The sequence below is a fragment of the Ketobacter sp. GenoA1 genome (genome assembly GCF_003671475.1).
Classification (GTDB): domain Bacteria; phylum Pseudomonadota; class Gammaproteobacteria; order Pseudomonadales; family Ketobacteraceae; genus Ketobacter.
In genome coordinates, this window is record NZ_RCHM01000023.1 from 58,771 (window position 1) to 73,602 (window position 14,832).

The following is a 14,832-nucleotide window of genomic DNA, read 5'->3' on the forward strand; positions in this document are numbered from 1 at the left end:
AAGACAATGAGTGAAGCTATTCGTTACGAAAAAGACAGTGATAACATCGTTGTATTGACGATGGACGCACCAGGCCAATCCGCCAACACCATGAACGAGACCTATAAAACGTCCATGGATGAGTGCATTGATCGCCTGGAGAAAGAAGAAAACCTGGCCGGTGTAGTGTTGACTTCCGCCAAGAAGACCTTCTTCGCCGGTGGTGACTTGAATGAGTTGGTAAAAGCGACCCCTGAGGTGGCTCAGGAATTCATGGACGGTGTGACTGCCATCAAGGCACAACTGCGTCGTCTGGAAATGATCAAGGCCCCAGTGGTGGCCGCTATTAATGGTGCGGCATTGGGCGGCGGTTATGAGATCTGCCTGGCCTGTAACCACCGCATCGCCATCAACGATCGCAAGACCAAAATCGGTTTGCCGGAAGTGACCCTGGGTCTGCTGCCCGGTGGTGGTGGCGTAGTACGCCTGACGCGCCTGCTGGGCTTTGAAGCTGCGGCACCGTTCCTGATGGAAGGCAAGCAGGTGAATCCTGAGCAGGCACTGAAAGCCGGCCTGATTCACGAACTGGCGGATAACGCCGAAGACATGCTGGCCAAGGCGAAAGCCTTCTGTAAAGCCAACCCTAACGTGCAACAGCCTTGGGACACCAAAGGTTACAAGGTTCCCGGCGGCACACCTTCCCATCCTGGACTGGCCATGAAGTTACCCATTGTGCCGGCCATGTTGAAAAACAAAACCAAGGGTTGTTACCCAGCACCGGAAGCGATTCTGAGTGCGGCGGTTGAGTCCTTGCAGGTGGATGTGGATACGGCGTTCAAGATAGAAGGTCGTTACTTTACCAGCCTGGCCATCGGCAAGGTTTCCACCAATATGATCAAGGCGTTCTTCTTCCAGCTGCAGCAAATCGGCAAGGGCAGTAGCCGCCCCAAAGGGTTTGAGCACCACACTACTAAGAAAGTGGGCATCCTGGGCGCCGGTATGATGGGGGCGGGTATCGCTTACTCTTCTGCTATGTCCGGTATCGAAGTGGTATTGAAAGATATTTCTGACGAGAACGCGCAGAAAGGCAAAGACTACAGCAAGAAACTGCTGGATAAGGCGATCTCCCGCGGCAAGATGACTCAGGAAAAGGCCGATGGCATCCTGAGCCTGATCAAACCCACCGCCAATGCTGAAGATCTGCAGGGCTGTGACCTGGTGATCGAAGCCGTATTCGAGAAGACTGAACTTAAAGCAGCGGTAACCCAGGAAGCGGAAGCACAGATGTTGGAAACCGGGGTGATGGCCTCCAATACGTCCAGTCTGCCCATTACCGGGCTGGCGCAAGCCTCTTGCCGTCCTGCCAACTTTATCGGTCTGCACTTCTTCTCACCAGTGGACAAGATGCCCCTGGTTGAGATCATCTGCGGTAAAGAAACCTCCGATGAAACCCTGGCCAAGGCCCTCGATTATGTGTTGCAGATTCGCAAGACCCCCATCGTGGTCAATGACGCCCGCGGCTTCTTTACTACCCGCGTAATCGGCACCTACGTGAACGAAGGTCTGGGCATGCTGGCGGAAGGCTTGAATGCGGCGTCCATCGAAATGGCGGCCGCCACAGCTGGTTTCCCCGTTGGCACCCTGGCCATCAGTGACGAGCTGAACCTGCAGACCATGCGCAACATCCGCCTGGCCACTGAAGCGGCTCTGCAAGCAGAAGGCAAAAAACTGGAGAAGGGTGCGTCCGATTCCGTGATCGACCGCATGATCGACGAGTTTGATCGTGCTGGTAAGTTGGCCGGTAAGGGCTTCTATGACTACCCACAAGGTGGTAAGAAAACACTCTGGCCCGGCCTGAAAGAGGCCTTTGGTGCTGGTAGCAAAGAGATTCCCTTCGAGGACATGAAAGAACGCTTCTTGTTCGTTCAGTCACTGGAAACTGTACGCTGTATGGAAGAAGGTGTGATCGAGAAAGTGGCGGATGCCAACATCGGTTCCATTATGGGGATCGGATTCCCGGCGTGGACCGGTGGTGTTGTGCAATACATTAATCAGTATGGCTTGCGGGAGTTCGTAGCCCGGGCGGAAGAGTTGGCCAAGCACTATGGTGAGCGTTTTACACCACCGGCGCTACTGATTGAGAAAGCAGAAAAAGGCGAACAATTCGAGTAATTGTCAGCGTTCGGAAAACCCCGCCATCGACATTCGATGGCGGGGTTTTTTATGTCTGCCGGTGGCCCTTGCCCAAGGCAGATTTACCATTCAGGGGCACTTGTATTACAGGTTAATCAGAATTCCGAGGCTAATCAGGTTGATGTCCTCATCAATGGCGCTGTATTCCAACTCGGTGCGAAACCGATTCCCCAGCAAGGCACCCAATCCCAGGCCGTAGGCCAGGCCACCGCTTTCTTCCGACAGGGTATTGACACAGAATCTGCCGGAACACTGAATATCAATCGCATCAAGCCAATGGATGCTGATGCCTGCTTTCAATTTAAGGTAGATGGTACCCGGGGTTCGGTAAGCGCCGAATACCGCCAGGTTCTGTGCCTGAAGTTTTCCGCTGTCGATGGTGCCGTTGCTGCCGGTGAAGTCGGCCTTACCGCTGTTGCCGTACTCGAATTCCATGCTCACCTGCTGCGACATAAGCATTCCGCCTGTTACGCCATAGCCAGTGCTATCGTCGGCGGAGACTGCGTTGTCCGGATCGAAAGAATAGCTGGCGTAACGGGCCCCCAGGTAGAACCGGCTGTTTTCAGCCTGCGCATTTAGCGGGGCGAGGAGGGTGGGTGCGGCCCCGAATAGCACCGCACTGATGAATATCGAACGACGTGATAACTGCATGGGTTTGATCCGTACGGAGAGACAATCTGGGGTGCGCATTTTAGCGCAAACATCGGGGCAGTTCAGTCAGCATCTGCAAGAGGCGCTATACTTGTTAAAAAAGAGGTACTTATGGTTCGTCAATTTTGCAAATACCACCCCTTGGAACCTGCTCTTTGGTATAGCCCGGCGCGTCATGTGGCATATTGTGAGCGCTGTGTTGACAGTGGAGAGACGCTGGGCGGCCTGGGGCAGGCGCGATGCTTTGTCAGTGGTGAAGAGCTGGAATATCTGGGCAGCGCGAATACTGCTCAGCCATTCTGGGATCGCCTGGGGGAGTTTTTTCGTTATCCGCTGAAGCAGGACAGCCTGGTGGTAATCGGCGTGTTTGCGGTGTTGAGCTGGGCCCTGCTGGGTTTGTTGGACATCACCTCCTTACCGTTTTTGTTGATTGCCGGCCTGTTATTGTTGGCCTGCATTACCCGATACGGTTTTCTGATCATCGAATACAGCGCTGAAGGGCGGTTCCAACCTCCCACCCTGAAAGAAACCTTTGCAGAATCCGGCTTCTCTGTGTTGGTACAGCAGATCGTAGTACAACTGGTGTTCGCCGGGTTTACTGTTCTGGTGGCGTTCCTGAACAGCGAATTTTTTAATGTGCTGGCCAATGCGGTGGTGATTTTTATCCTGCCCGCCAGCATGATGATCCTGGCTACCGAGAAGACCATTGCTGCGGCCATTTCTCCCACTTCCATCGCCCACTTGATTCGCAGTGTGGGTTGGTCTTATTTGCTGCTGTATGCCTTCCTGTTTCTGCTGTTGGGGGCTGAATCCGCCTTGTTTGAAGTGTTCGCAGCGGAGATAGCCGCCCAGTTTTTCGTGCCCGTATTTGTTGCCGTGACCCTGTATTTTCTAATGGTGGGGTATCACCTGATGGGGTATGTGCTGTTTCAGTACCAAGCTGAAATCGGCTATGTGGCGGAGGATCAACAGGCCCGGGATCGCCGCCGGCGCACCATTGATCCGGTCGATGCCAAGGCAGAAATTCTGGTGAAGGAGGGGCGTTACCAACAAGCCGCAGATACGCTGACCAAGCATCTGCTGGCGAACCCGAACAGTGTGCGCCATCACGAGAAGCTGTCGCGGTTGTTGTTGGCAATGCACGATCACCAGCAGGCGCTGGCCCATGGCCAGCGTTTTATGACTCTGCTCAATGAGTTGGGTGATGATTCCAGGCTGTATTTTCTATTCGGCAGTTATGAGGCTCTGGACCCGGAATTCAGGCCGGAGGAACCCGATGTGCTGTTGAACCTGGCCCATCAGTTCTATAGCCGGGGCAAGTTCCAGCAAGTATGCCGTTTGATGGCCAATTTACATAAAGCAGCCCCTCATTATGAGCGCATAGCCGAAGCCTATCTGTTGATGGCTCGAGCCTTGGTCGATGGCTTTAATCAGTTGCCCAAGGCAGCGCAATATCTGAGATTTATTCAGGCAAAGTATCCCCAATTCAACCAGTTGGATGAGGTGGATCAACTGCTGAAACAGTGCGAGGCTTGAAATTCGGTTACTTGACTACCATATAGGGAAGAATATCGACTCATACCGGAGGCCCCATGGCCGGTTCAGATTCCCCCTTGGATGCCCCGTCACAGCAGGATCGGATCGATCCCGACAGCCCGTTTATTCATGCCACTGAATTCTGGCATGAGCTGGATGACGGCAGAATACAATGTGATGTTTGCCCCCGCGAATGCAAGCTCAGGGTGGGGCAGCGAGGGTTGTGTTTTGTGCGTGCCAATCTGGATAATGCCATTGTTTCCACAACCTATGGCCGTTCCAGTGGTTTTTGTGTTGACCCCATTGAGAAGAAACCGCTGAATCATTTCTTTCCCGGATCTTCGGTATTGTCTTTCGGCACTGCGGGATGCAATCTTTCCTGTAAGTTCTGCCAGAACTGGGATATCTCCAAATCCCGACAGGTGGATACGCTGGCCAGTAAGGCAACGCCGGAGATGATCGCCGGTGCTGCGGCCCAGGCGGGTTGTACCAGCGTCGCATATACCTATAACGATCCGGTGATATTTCAGGAGTACGCCATTGATGTGGCCCAGGCCTGCCGGGAACAGGGGCTGAAGTCGGTGGCGGTCTCCGCCGGCTACCATAATGCCGCCGCCCGGGCTCAGTTCTATCGGTATATGGATGCCGCCAATATTGATTTGAAATCGTTTGATGAAAAATTTTACTGGAAATTGACGGGCGCGCACCTGGCCCCCGTGCTGGATACCCTGCAGCACATCTACCATGACACCACGGCCTGGCTGGAGATCACCACCCTGTTGATTCCGGGCCATAATGATTCCAATGCAGAACTTGAGTTGTTGAGTCGCTGGGTGCTGGAGAAGCTCGGTCCGGAGGTGCCTTTGCATTTTTCCGCGTTTCATCCCGATTACAAAATGATGACGGTGCCGGCCACCTCCCGTGACACGCTGATCAACGCCCGTGAAATAGCTTTACAGCAGGGCTTGCAGAATGTCTATACGGGCAACGTTCATCATCGGGCAGGCGATACCACTTACTGCCCGGGGTGCGGTGCAGCAGTGATTGAGCGGGATTGGTATGAGCTGACCGGGTGGCATTTGAATAGCAGCGGCGGCTGCCTGACCTGCGGGACTAAAATTGCGGGGCATTTTGACGCGAGCCATGGTCACTGGGGGCGAAAACGGGCTGCGGTGCGCTTCAGCGAGTAATCTGGAAGCTTTGCTCGGCAGGTAGCAGTGCGACGGTGCGCTTTTCCATATGGGACACCTGAGCCTGTTGAGGCCCCTGTTTAGCCCACGCCAGCAATTGCGCCAGTTTATCCTCCGGGCCCTGGGCCTCAAATTCAACCTGGCCGTTAGGTAGGTTGCGTACCCAGCCGGTAAGTCCCAGCGCTAAAGCCTGTTCCCGGGTGGAAGCCCTAAAATAAACACCTTGCACGCGGCCTTCCACCATCACATTGATTCTCGATTCGGTCATCGGGTTGTCCTCAGAGTCTGCGGCTATTTCTGATGTTCAATATATTGTACAGTGCAGTTTAAAATCTGGCAGTCATTGAAGTACATATCAAGGGGCCTTTATGCGGGTTACCCAAACAAGGAAATTCCATTAATGAAAACTATTTTAATCACAGGCGCCGGATCCGGTATAGGCCGTGCGGTTGCCACTATTATGTATGAAAACGGATGGCATCTGGGTCTACTGGATATCAATCGTGAGCCGCTGATGGAACTGGCCAGCAATTGGGATCAAAGCCGCTATGCCATTGAAGTGGCGGATGTGAGCAACGCTGATATGGTTTCCACCGCTATCAGTAATTATGCAAAGCAGGTACAGCAACTGCATGTGTTGTTCAACTGTGCCGGCGTATTGGAAATCGGGGATTTTGAGGCAATCGATCTGCACCGCCACCACCAGATCCTGGACATCAATAACCGGGGGTTGCTGAATTGTTGTTACTACGCGTTTCCTTACCTGCGGGACACCGTTGGCGCGCGGGTGATCAACATGTCCTCAGCCTCTTCCCTGTTCGGTGTGCCCGGGTTTGCCAGCTATTCCGCGTCCAAATTTTGGGTGAAAGGGTTTACAGAATCGTTGAACGTTGAATGGTCCCGCCACGACATTACGGTAATGGACATTGAACCGCCTTTTGTCAGAACGCCCATGCTGGAGGGTAAGGAAAGCCAGATTATTAAACGCCTGGGGGTAAAGCTGGATGCTAACGACATTGCCCTGCAGGTGTTTGAGGCGGTTACGGATCGCAGCCTGCATCGGCCGGTGGGGCTGGAGTACAAAGTACTGCGTACCGCCCGAAAGCTGTTGCCGGATGGGGCAACCCGTAACCTGATGAAGTTCCTGTCCGGTTATTAGGGGGCTCCTGCGGGTTGCTCAGAGCACCCGCACACCGGGTGCTCTGATTCCGGTAAATTCACTGATCGATAAAAAAATCCGGTATCAACTGATTGATCTCCAGGGAGGTGTCCAACTGATAGTGGCGCAGATCAGTCACCCCGGCCTCCGCCATCACCTCATCATCAATAAAGAAGTTACCGGAGCACTCCGCGCTGGAACGTTTGAAAATTTCATAGGCGGCGTCCGCCATGATGGTGGGCAGGCGGGAAAGCTTGACGGTGGCGTCGCCACCCAGATGATTCTGCACCGCAGCGGTAGCGATAGCCGTACGTGGCCACAGGGCATTGAAGGCAATCTGATCGCGACTGAATTCTTCCGCCATACCTAATACACAAAAACTCATGCCGAATTTGGCCATGCTATAGGCAAGGTGGGGGGCAAACCAGCGGGGATTGGTACTAAGGGGTGGCGCAAGATTGAGCACGTGTGGATTTTCTGCATTTTTTAGGTGCGGCACTGCCAGTTTTGAACACAGAAAAGTGCCCCGAAAATTGATCTGATGCATCAAATCGAAGCGCTTCATTTCCACTGCCAGGGTGTTTGAGAGGTTAATTGCACTGGCATTATTCACCAGAATGTCGATACCTCCAAAGGTATCCACCGCTCTCTGGATTGCTTCGGCCACCTGGTCTTCTTCCCGTACGTCCACCACCAGAGGCAGTGCCTTGCCACCGGCGGCCTCGATCTCTTCGGCGGCGGTATAGATGGTGCCATCCAGCTTGGGGTGGGGTTCGGCGGTTTTCGCGGCCACCACGATGTTGGCCCCGTCACGCGCGGCTTTCAGGGCGATTTCCTTGCCGATACCTCGGCTGGCCCCAGTGATAAAAAGTGTTTTGTTGGCCAGGTTTTCAAGTGCTTTGGACATGGTTTGTTTCCCTCTGGATTGAGCTTCATAAGGTCTACTATAAACCAGATTCCAGGTTCGATATTGAGGTTGCGTGACAGGGTGAACAATCTGTCAATTACGGCCGGCATAAGTTGGTGCAAAATCGTGCGCCAAAATTGGGCGACGTTTCTGGCCCGACATTTGCTATTTGGTGGCTGTATTGTTGCAAAGTGATGACAGTCACTTTGGTGCAGTGTGGTATTTGAGTAAAACCGCGCAGGCCAATGGAAACCGACTCTCGTTTTTCAGCGCGGTTCGTTATTTGTGGGGGCACAAGGCAATACGTTGTGTGAATTTGAATTGTTTTTTGACTGTACTGTGATTATCTCTAAGGAGTACCACCATGGCTAACACCAAACCAATGGCTAAAGCCGTTGCTATCAGCTCGCTGTTGAGTGCAATGGGTATTGCGGTTCCATACAATGCGATGGCCGCCGATACCCTCGAAGGCGCTTTGAAAGAAAGCACTGCTAAACTGAGTCTGCGTCCGCGCTATGAGAAGGTTGAAGCCGAGGCATTAGCCACCGGTACTGAATCCAGCTCTGAAGCCGCCACCCTGAAAACTCGTCTGACCTTTACCACCGGGAGCTTTTATGACGTTTCCGCGGTGCTGGAGTTCGATGATGTTACCTCACTGAAAAGCGTGGATTATAACGATGGAGCCGGCAATGGTGGAGACAATCCAGCGATTGTGGATCCGGAAGGCACAGAGGTTAATCAGGCTTACTTGTCGTTCAAAGGGCTTTCCGACACGGATTTCAAATGGGGGCGTCAGCGTATCCTGTTGGACAATCAACGATTCGTTGGTGGTGTTGGATGGCGCCAAAACGAGCAAACCTATGACGCGTTTTCCGTCGGTAACACCAGCATCCCTGGTTTGACCGCGTTTTATGCGAATATTTCGAACGTGAACCGTATTTTCGGAGAACAGGCAACAGAAGATAAGGTCCCCGTTAGCAACTTGGGAGACCATTCTCATGAAACCAATCTGGTTAACGTGGGCTATGAATTTAAAGGAATTGGTAAGCTTAGCGGGTACTATTACGACATAGATAATGAAGATGGCGTGGTGTTGTCCAACCGGACGATGGGGCTGCGTTTTGCCGGTGCTACTGATCTGGATGCCATTAAGGTTGCCTATGAACTGGAATGGGCTGATCAAGAGGATACTGGAGATGCGCCGGTAGATTATTCGGCAGATTATACTCTGATCAGTGTTATGGGTACCATGAGCGGCTTTTCATTGGGCATCGCCCAGGAAGTTCTAGGGGGCGATACTGGCGCTGAAACGATTGCAACCGGTGCTGATGCCCAGAAAGGTTTCACCACCTCGCTGGCAACCCTGCACAAATTCCAGGGCTGGGCCGACGTATTTTTGGCCACACCGGGCACGGGGATCGAAGATATGTACGTTACCTTTAAGGCTGGATTGCCCATGGGAATGACGTTCATTGCGGTTTATCACGACTTTGAAAGCTCAGAAGACGTTGCCGACGGCTCCTCCTCCGATTTCGGTTCTGAAATCGATGTGGCGTTGACCAAGAAGTTCAGCAACGGTGCGACCCTGCAGTTGAAGTATGCTGACTTCAGTGGTGAGGAAGACGCTGCCTATGATAAGGCTACCAGTGATGTATCCAAACTGTGGTTCACCGCCACTTACGCCATCTAAGCCTGTGCTGAACAGTTAGCAGCAATCGAAAGGTACCCTTAGGAGAGTGAAGGTACACTTAGTAAAAAGGTACTCTCAGTAATAAGGTACTCTCAGGGATTTGAGGTCCGGGCGCCGCTTTGCGGCGCCTTTTTTATGGGGTTGAATATCAGTTGGGGTCAGCCTGGGTTCAGTTCAGCAGTTTTTTACGGAATTCACTGGGGGTTTGTCCGGTCCAGTTGCGGAAACAGCGGGCAAAATTAGCCGGATCACCGAAACCAAGCAGCTCTGAAATTCGTTGAATACGATAGCGCGGGTCGCCCAGTAGTTGCAGGGCATCGTGACGTCGGGATTCATCCAGTAATTGCTTGAACCCGGTTCCTTCCTTGCTCAGCTGGCGGCGCAGGGTTCTGACCGAGACGCACAGCGCATCCGCCAGCTGTTCGAAGCTGGGGTATCCTGTTTCACTGGGTACCAGCAGCGCTTTCACCTGTTGGCTAACCGGATGGCTGGTTATGCGATCCAGCGTTTGGGCATCCCGTTCACATAATTCGATAGCCATTTTTTTGTGCAGGATATTGGCCATGGGAAGTGGCTGGTGCAGCAACTGGATAGGTATGCGAAACTGATTTGCTGTCTGGTTGTAGCGGATGACACCATAGCGCTGTTCCGCCCGGTTGAGCTGCGATGGCTCACTAAAGTAATGTTGTGGGTAGGCCAGCAGAATTTCACTTCCTTCCAAGCGCTCACCACACAGCACTTCGAAGCAGCGTTTCCAGCTGGTAAGTGAAGCTTCAATCCAGAGCCTGCGCAGCGGTTCCATAAGCCATGGGTTGATATCAAGGGTTGCGGTGCAGTAGCGAGAGTCACTTGTAATGGTGACACTGCTTACCGACATGTTGATCAGTTTCCAGTAACGACTCATGATGTTCAGACAATCGTCCAGCGTGTCGCTGCACAGCATAGCGAATCCCAGGCTGCCGTAAGCCGTGGGTGACAGGCGCTGACCGATTTCCAATGCCAGTGGCTGGGCGGGAAAGCATTCGTGTAATTTCAGTATGACGGCCAGCAGGTTGTTGAGCGGGATGTGTACCTGGCCATCCTCCAAATTAATGTCGAAGGCAGCCAGCAGTTGTTCCTTGTCGATTCCCCAGGCGCATCCGACCTCCAGTGTGGTGGTGAGGTAAGGCATGGGCACGGGCTGTTTGAGCCAGCTATCAGGCTGCAGGGGTGATTCCATTTGCAATACTCCTGACCGATTGGCACCAGAGTTTGGCCGCCACATCGGTATTCCACTTATTGTTCTGTTTTTATGATGGATCATTCATGACAATAATGAATGGTGTGTGGAATGAAAAGATTTTTTAGTACCGCTTTGCTGGCTATCAGTCTGGTTTTAAGTGGGTGTGGATCGGAAAGCGAAACCATTGTTGATGGCGTGCTGGAATCTGAAAGCCTGTTTTTTACGGCGGATGGCCGGCTGTTTGTTTCCGGTGGCAATGGCGTGTATGAAATTATTCAAAACGGTGTGGGGGATTACATCAAGCTGGATATGTTCCATGAAAATTGCCTGGTGGAAGGGATAATCCAACGTTACGATTATCTTTATGCCGTCTGTTCAAAACTGAAGCCTGCTGAATTTGCGGATTCCTACCTGTTGGCGGCAAGAATCAGCGAGCGTGCACCGGTACCGGCTGATATTCGAGAGGATGAAGTGCACCCTTTCATGACGCTGGGTGTCATCAGCCCTCTGGCGCAGCTGGGTATACCCAATGGCATGGAAGTGGATGAGTTTGGAAATATTTATATTGCGGATTCAGGCAAGCACGATATTGTCCAGGTGCAGTTTTCTGATCCCACAACGGTGTCACTCATCAGTTTGTGGGCAGAGGATATTGCCTTTGCGGTGAATGGTCTGGAGTGGATAGGGGATCAACTTTATTACACCGGTATCAAATCCGGTACAGTAAATTCCGTACTTGGGCGCATTCAGCGCAATACCGATGGTTCCGCCGGCGCCGTTGACGTTCTCTATCAGAGAAGCGGTACGGTGTTGGATGACCTGGCAGCGTATAAAGATGGGGTGATCGTTACCGATTATCTAAAAGGAAGCCTGTTGTTCTGGAAGCAGGGCCAGGTTGTGGCAGAGACACCTGCCGATACGTTTTTTGCCCCAACGGCCGTGGCACCGGCACAGCCGCCCATGTTTGACAGTCGTGCGCTGGTGGTGACCGAGAAAGGGTTGATTTTTGATGACAATCCTAATTGGGGTAACAAAGTAGGCTTGTACTATCCGGACTTCTAACGCACCCCGTGAGAGCGATGCCGATGGTTGATCGGCATCGCTCAACTGAGCTCAGGTTGGAATCGATACCTGACTCGGTTATCTTCCTTTGCTTTAGTTACATTCCTCGGGCTCAGTTATCTTCCATGGTCGCCAGTACGCGATATTCGTCAGCCAGATCCTCAGGGCTGTGGATATCGATTGCAAGATCGTTCACCAGGCCATCCTTGAGGCTGTAGATCCAGCCGTGCACGGTCAGATCCTGACCCTTGGCCCAGGCATCCTGAACGACGTGGGAGTGGGCCACATTCTTGACCTGCTGCATCACATTCAGCTCACACAGAACGTTGTGACGCTCTTCTTCTGACTGCAGTGCATCCATACGGTGTTTGTTGCGATGGTAGATGTTTCTGATGCTGTATAGCCAGTTGTCGATGAGGCCGTGTGATGTGTTGTCGATGGATGCTTTCACCCCGCCGCAACCGTAATGACCACAGACGATGATGTGCTTGACCTTCAATACTTTTACCGAAAACTCGATAACCGACATGCAGTTGAAATCGGTGTGCACCACCAGGTTGGCGATATTGCGGTGAACGAAGATTTCACCGGGCAACAGGCCAACTATTTCGTTGGCGGGCACCCGGCTGTCGGAACAGCCGATCCACAGGTATTCGGGAGATTGAGCTTCGGACAGACGCTTGAAAAAGTCTGGATCTTCTTTGGTAATGCCCTCTGCCCATTTGATGTTGTTATCGATCAATGATTGTAGTTTATGCATTTTTCCAGCCCGGTTTTTATAACGTTAGCGGGAATAATAAGGATCAGCGGGGTGGCTGTCGATCCTTAAAACGTAGCAAAGTTTGTCCAATTATTTCCCGAACACCACTTGGTATACATCATCATAGTGATCGGCGAAATGCACGGTGATGCCTTTGCGAATATAGTCCGGCAGCTCGTCGTAATCCCGCTGATTGGCCTGTGGCAGAATTAACTCCTTGATTTTCTGGCGACGGGCTGCGATCACCTTCTCCCGAATCCCCCCTACTGCCAGTACCTGGCCGGTGAGGGTGATTTCCCCGGTCATGGCGATGGGGCGCCGGGGTTTGGTGTTGCAGGCCAGAGAAATCAGTGCGGTGGTCATGGTGACGCCGGCACTGGGGCCGTCTTTGGGGGTGGCCCCTTCCGGTACGTGCAGGTGCAGGAAGGCTTTCTCGAAGAATTCCGGGGAGCCGCCGTACTGGTCAATATGGGATGCCGCATAACTGTAGGCCAGTTCTGCGGATTCTTTCATCACATCGCCCAGTTGGCCGGTCATTTTCATGCCGGCGTTGCGGTGGTGGACTGCGGTGGCCTCGATGGGCAGGGTGGCACCACCCAATGAGGTCCACGCCAGGCCGGTTACCACACCCACACCACGAATGGGGGTTTCATCGCGGAAGATGGGCGGCCCCAGGTAATCTTCCAGATTGGCTGGTGTGATGCTGATTTTGGTCTTGGGTGCCTTCAACAGCTGGACCACAGACTTGCGCACAATTTTATTAAGGGTTTTCTCCAGATTGCGGACTCCGGCTTCGCGGGCGTACCCTTCAATGATATTGCGCAGTGCAGGCTTGGATACGCGCAGCAGCGATTTTTTCACACCGGCACGGGCCAGGCATTTTGGCCACAAATGGTTTTGGGCGATGGCGAGTTTTTCTTCCGTGATGTAGCCGGAGAGGCGAATCATATCCATGCGATCGAGCAAAGGGCTGGGTATGCTGTCCAGTTGATTGGCGGTACAGACGAACAGCACGTTGGACAGATCCAGCCGCAGATCCAGATAATGATCCAGAAACTCCCGGTTTTGCTCCGGGTCCAGCACTTCCAGGAGAGCCGATGCCGGGTCGCCCTGATAGGAGGCACCGATTTTGTCAATTTCGTCCAGCATAATGACCGGGTTGCTGACCTCCACATCTTTCAGGGCCTGAACCAGTTTGCCGGGCATGGCGCCGATGTAGGTGCGGCGATGGCCTTTGATTTCCGCTTCATCCCGCATGCCACCCAGGCTGAACCGATAGAACTTGCGGCCCAGTGCTTCGGCAATGGATTTTCCAATGGATGTTTTACCCACCCCCGGTGGCCCCACCAGCAACAGGATGGAGCCGCTGATCTGGCCTTTGTAGGTGCCCACCGCGAGAAATTCCAGGATGCGGTCTTTAACGTCATTAAGGCCGTCGTGGTGTTTATCCAGCGTGGTGCGTGCGTGGTCAATATCCAGCATGTCCTCGGAGGTAACGCCCCAGGGGACAGAGGTGGCCCAATCCAGATAGTTGCGGGTCACGGCATATTCCGGCGACCCGATCTCCAGCATGGAGAGCTTGTGCAGCTCATCTTCGATTTTTTTCATGGCCGCTTCGGGCACGGTGCATTTTTCCAGGCGGGCCCGAAATTCATCGACATCGCTTTCTTTATCATCCTTGGCGATGCCAAGCTCTTTCTGGATAACCTTTAATTGCTCCCGCAGAAAGAAATTGCGCTGGTGTTCCTCTAATTTGGCATTCACCTGGCGATTGATTTGCAGGTGCAGGCGGGCCACTTCCAGCTCTTTTTTCAGCAACAGCAACACTTTTTCCATCCGTTTCAACAACGGCACTGCGTCCAGCACCTCTTGCAGATCTTCCGGTTCCGCGGTGGTGAGGCCCGCTGCAAAGTCGGTGAGGGGAGAGGCGTCGTTGGGGCTGAAACGGTCCAGATAATCCCGCAATTCCTCAGTATACAGCGGGTTGATGGACACCAGTTCCTTGATGGAATCAATAATGGCGATGCCATAGGCCTTCACTTCCTGGGCGTCTTCCTCCCGTGGATAGGGGTAGGTGACACCGGCGAGCAGGGGTGGGGATTTTTGCAGCCATTGATGTACCCAGGTGCGGCGGATGCCCTGGGCGATAAACTGGATTTTGCCCTCATCGCGCACCACGTTATGGATGCGCACCACGCAGCCCATGCGCTCGAACCGGTCAGTGAGCAGCACACCGTCGTCGGGCTCCGGGGCATAGCACAGAGCCAGGCAGCGATGGGGGGTTTTGGCTACCCGTTCGATGGTGGTGGCCCAGGGTTCTTCATCCACCACAATGGGTTGTACCTGGGCGGGAAAGAAGGGTTTATTGGAGATGGGGATGACGTACAGACGTTCCGGCAGTGATGAGTCGGGCAAGGCCAGTCCGCGTTCCAGCTGCTCTTCGGTTACTTCAATGATATCCGCGCTGTCATGATCGTCTATTG

General features: G+C 53.2%; 12 protein-coding genes. 6 read left to right on the plus strand and 6 right to left on the minus strand.

The window, feature by feature from the left end; all coding sequences use genetic code 11:
* The first annotated feature begins 6 nt into the window (after positions 1 to 6).
* Complete coding sequence (locus D9N13_RS08805; RefSeq protein WP_290588350.1) at positions 7 to 2,151, plus strand: 3-hydroxyacyl-CoA dehydrogenase NAD-binding domain-containing protein; 2,145 nt, start codon at positions 7 to 9, stop codon at positions 2,149 to 2,151.
* Between the two features lie 105 nt (positions 2,152 to 2,256).
* On the opposite strand, the gene D9N13_RS08810 is transcribed toward D9N13_RS08805, so the two are convergent.
* Positions 2,257 to 2,823, minus strand: coding sequence for an outer membrane beta-barrel protein (locus D9N13_RS08810; RefSeq protein WP_290588352.1), 567 nt, complete (start codon positions 2,821 to 2,823; stop codon positions 2,257 to 2,259).
* 177 nt (positions 2,824 to 3,000) lie between these two features.
* Here D9N13_RS08810 and D9N13_RS08815 point away from each other — a divergent pair, with 177 nt between their 5' ends.
* Both D9N13_RS08815 and amrS read left to right on the plus strand, forming a co-directional pair.
* Positions 3,001 to 4,359, plus strand: a complete 1,359-nt coding sequence (locus D9N13_RS08815) for a hypothetical protein (protein WP_290588354.1) — start codon at positions 3,001 to 3,003, stop codon at positions 4,357 to 4,359.
* A gap of 56 nt (positions 4,360 to 4,415) precedes the next feature.
* Positions 4,416 to 5,549: an AmmeMemoRadiSam system radical SAM enzyme gene (gene amrS / locus D9N13_RS08820; protein WP_290588355.1), complete on the plus strand. Its 1,134-nt coding sequence runs from the start codon at positions 4,416 to 4,418 to the stop codon at positions 5,547 to 5,549.
* Here amrS and D9N13_RS08825 read toward each other — a convergent pair.
* Complete coding sequence (locus D9N13_RS08825) at positions 5,539 to 5,817, minus strand: acylphosphatase (RefSeq protein WP_290588357.1); 279 nt, start codon at positions 5,815 to 5,817, stop codon at positions 5,539 to 5,541. The two genes, amrS and D9N13_RS08825, sit on opposite strands and share 11 nt — an antisense overlap.
* 132 nt (positions 5,818 to 5,949) lie before the next feature.
* Between D9N13_RS08825 and D9N13_RS08830 the strand changes: the two genes are divergently transcribed.
* Positions 5,950 to 6,708 carry an SDR family oxidoreductase gene (locus tag D9N13_RS08830; RefSeq protein WP_290588359.1) on the plus strand — a complete coding sequence of 253 codons (759 nt, stop codon included), beginning with the start codon at positions 5,950 to 5,952 and terminating at the stop codon, positions 6,706 to 6,708.
* A 58-nt stretch (positions 6,709 to 6,766) separates the two neighbouring features.
* Here D9N13_RS08830 and D9N13_RS08835 read toward each other — a convergent pair whose 3' ends face one another.
* Positions 6,767 to 7,615: an SDR family oxidoreductase gene (locus D9N13_RS08835; RefSeq protein ID WP_290588361.1), complete on the minus strand. Its 849-nt coding sequence runs from the start codon at positions 7,613 to 7,615 to the stop codon at positions 6,767 to 6,769.
* 364 nt (positions 7,616 to 7,979) lie between these two features.
* Here D9N13_RS08835 and D9N13_RS08840 point away from each other — a divergent pair, with 364 nt between their 5' ends.
* Positions 7,980 to 9,305: an alginate export family protein gene (locus D9N13_RS08840; protein WP_290588363.1), complete on the plus strand. Its 1,326-nt coding sequence runs from the start codon at positions 7,980 to 7,982 to the stop codon at positions 9,303 to 9,305.
* Positions 9,306 to 9,474: 169 nt separating this feature from the next.
* On the opposite strand, the gene D9N13_RS08845 is transcribed toward D9N13_RS08840, so the two are convergent.
* On the minus strand, positions 9,475 to 10,524 hold the full coding sequence (locus tag D9N13_RS08845; protein WP_290588365.1) for an AraC family transcriptional regulator: 1,050 nt from the start codon (positions 10,522 to 10,524) through the stop codon (positions 9,475 to 9,477).
* A 111-nt stretch (positions 10,525 to 10,635) separates the two neighbouring features.
* Here D9N13_RS08845 and D9N13_RS08850 point away from each other — a divergent pair, with 111 nt between their 5' ends.
* A complete protein-coding gene (locus D9N13_RS08850) occupies positions 10,636 to 11,589 on the plus strand; it encodes a hypothetical protein (RefSeq protein WP_290588367.1) in 954 nt (317 codons plus the stop codon).
* 112 nt (positions 11,590 to 11,701) lie between these two features.
* Here the strand turns inward: D9N13_RS08850 and can are convergent, their stop codons facing one another.
* Positions 11,702 to 12,349, minus strand: coding sequence for a carbonate dehydratase (gene can / locus D9N13_RS08855; RefSeq protein WP_290588369.1), 648 nt, complete (start codon positions 12,347 to 12,349; stop codon positions 11,702 to 11,704).
* Between the two features lie 90 nt (positions 12,350 to 12,439).
* Positions 12,440 to 14,830, minus strand: a complete 2,391-nt coding sequence (gene lon / locus D9N13_RS08860) for an endopeptidase La (protein ID WP_290589810.1) — start codon at positions 14,828 to 14,830, stop codon at positions 12,440 to 12,442.
* Between the last annotated feature and the right edge of the window lie 2 nt (positions 14,831 to 14,832).

Coding starts and splice junctions, on each gene's coding strand:
- D9N13_RS08805 (WP_290588350.1), top strand. CDS start 7: ATGAGTGAAGCTATTCGTTACGAAAAAGACAGTGATAACATCGTTGTA.
- D9N13_RS08810 (WP_290588352.1), bottom strand. CDS start 2,823: ATGCAGTTATCACGTCGTTCGATATTCATCAGTGCGGTGCTATTCGGG.
- amrS (WP_290588355.1), top strand. CDS start 4,416: ATGGCCGGTTCAGATTCCCCCTTGGATGCCCCGTCACAGCAGGATCGG.
- D9N13_RS08825 (WP_290588357.1), bottom strand. CDS start 5,817: ATGACCGAATCGAGAATCAATGTGATGGTGGAAGGCCGCGTGCAAGGT.
- D9N13_RS08830 (WP_290588359.1), top strand. CDS start 5,950: ATGAAAACTATTTTAATCACAGGCGCCGGATCCGGTATAGGCCGTGCG.
- D9N13_RS08835 (WP_290588361.1), bottom strand. CDS start 7,615: ATGTCCAAAGCACTTGAAAACCTGGCCAACAAAACACTTTTTATCACT.
- D9N13_RS08840 (WP_290588363.1), top strand. CDS start 7,980: ATGGCTAACACCAAACCAATGGCTAAAGCCGTTGCTATCAGCTCGCTG.
- D9N13_RS08845 (WP_290588365.1), bottom strand. CDS start 10,524: ATGGAATCACCCCTGCAGCCTGATAGCTGGCTCAAACAGCCCGTGCCC.
- D9N13_RS08850 (WP_290588367.1), top strand. CDS start 10,636: ATGAAAAGATTTTTTAGTACCGCTTTGCTGGCTATCAGTCTGGTTTTA.
- can (WP_290588369.1), bottom strand. CDS start 12,349: ATGCATAAACTACAATCATTGATCGATAACAACATCAAATGGGCAGAG.